Source organism: Pseudomonas fluorescens (genome assembly GCF_902497875.1).
Taxonomy (GTDB): Bacteria; Pseudomonadota; Gammaproteobacteria; order Pseudomonadales; family Pseudomonadaceae; genus Aquipseudomonas; species Aquipseudomonas fluorescens_BR.
This window is the reverse complement of the sequence record NZ_CABVHY010000118.1, coordinates 1-1654: the sequence shown is the minus strand read 5'-3', so window position 1 is coordinate 1654 and position 1654 is coordinate 1. Positions and strand designations below refer to the sequence as shown.

Sequence of the window (1654 nt, the reverse complement as noted above, 5' to 3'; positions counted from 1 at the left end):
ACGAAATCGAAGGGCGAGTCGACGTGGGCGGCCGACAACTCTTCCATGCGCTCCAGGGCCTTGATCCGGCTCTGGGCCTGACGGGCCTTGGTGGCCTGGGCCTTGAAACGCGCGATGTAGCTTTCCATATGCGCACGCTGCGCCTGCTGCTTCTCGTAGGCTTGCTGCTGCTGGGCCAGACGTTCGGCGCGAGCACGTTCGAAAGCGCTGTAACCACCACGATAGAGCGTGATCTTGCGCTGATCGACGTGGGCCACATGGTCGACCACGGCGTCGAGGAAGTCCCGGTCGTGGGAGATCAGCAGCAACGTGCCAGGGTAATTCTTGAGCCAGTCTTCGAGCCACAGAATGGCGTCGAGGTCCAAGTGGTTGGTCGGCTCATCGAGCAACAACAGATCTGACGGACACATCAGTGCCTGCGCCAGGTTCAGACGCATTCGCCAGCCACCGGAGAAATCACCGACCTGGCGATCCATCTGCTCGTTGGTGAAGCCCAGACCTGCCAGCAGCTTGCGCGCCCGGGCATCGGCGGTGTAACCGTCGGCGCTATCGAGTTCGGCGTGCAGGCGCGCCTGAGCGGCACCGTCATGGGCCGCTTCGGCGTCGGCCAGCTCACGCTGCACCTCGCGCAGGCGCAGGTCGCCATCGAGCACATAGTCGACCGCTACCCGCTCAAGGGTGTCGACCTCCTGGCGCATATGGGCGATACGCCAGTCCGCCGGCAGGAAGCAGTCGCCCGAGTCAGGGGTCAATTCCCCCTGGAGCAAGGCGAACAGGCTGGATTTACCGGCGCCGTTGGCACCGATCAGGCCGGCTTTGTGACCGGCGTGCAGGGTCAGCTCGGCGTCTTCTAGCAGACGTTGCGGGCCACGCTGTAATGTTAGGCTTTGAAGTCGGATCATAATGGCGGCGGAGTCTACCAGCTTCGCTCGCAACTGGCGCGAGAAGGAATATGTCCTCTGACCTGTGGAGCTCTACCCTGACGACCTACGCCCGACCCGGCGTCGAACGGGCCTGCCTGGAACTGCAGAGTGCGGGCGCCAATGTCTGCCTGCTGTTGTGCGCGGTCTGGCTTGGCCAGCGTGGCGTGGTCTGCAATGCCCAACGTCTGCAGCAGCTGCAGTTACTGGCCGGCCCCTGGCATGACGATGTCGTGCAACCCCTGCGGCAACTGCGCCAGCAATGGCGCTCGGCGGCCCTTGAGGATGTGCAACTGACTATTCTGCGCGAACAGGTCAAGGCGCTTGAGCTCGAAGCGGAGCGACAGTTGTTGTTGCGACTGGAGACGACGGCACGAGACTGGCCAGAAGAGGAGGCAAAGGATTTGCCAGCCTGGCTGGAAGGAGTGGCGGTACAAGCCACCACCCTGAACCGCGACGCGCTGAATGAACTGCGCGTCGCGGTAACCGGGGCTTAGGAAGCGCTGGTTGGGGTGATGCTGCTCGCAGAGGCTGCTGGCGTTGTTACAGGCGACGCTGCAGGCGTGCTCGCAGTCGGTGCCGGCGATGCTGCTGGCGCTGGAGTCGCAGGCTTGGCCGCGACAGCAGCTGTTGCTGGCTTAGCGGCGACCGGCTTTTTCACGGCGGGGTTGGCTGCCGGCCTGGCAGCAGGGTTGGCGGCGGGTTTCGCTGCTGCCGGTTTGGCTGCAGCAGGT

General features: G+C 64.0%; 2 protein-coding genes. One reads left to right on the top strand and one right to left on the bottom strand.

The annotated features are described in order from the left end of the window. The coding region (locus F8N85_RS34000) for an ABC-F family ATP-binding cassette domain-containing protein (protein ID WP_150807680.1) at nucleotides 1-902 on the bottom strand (902 nt) is incomplete at its 3' end. Between the two features lie 50 nt (nucleotides 903-952). On the opposite strand from F8N85_RS34000, the gene F8N85_RS33995 reads away from it, so the two are divergent. Next, nucleotides 953-1417 (top strand): TIGR02444 family protein, encoded by a 465-nt coding sequence (locus F8N85_RS33995; RefSeq protein WP_150806107.1) that lies wholly within the window; start codon nucleotides 953-955, stop codon nucleotides 1415-1417. Nucleotides 1418-1654 lie beyond the last annotated feature (237 nt).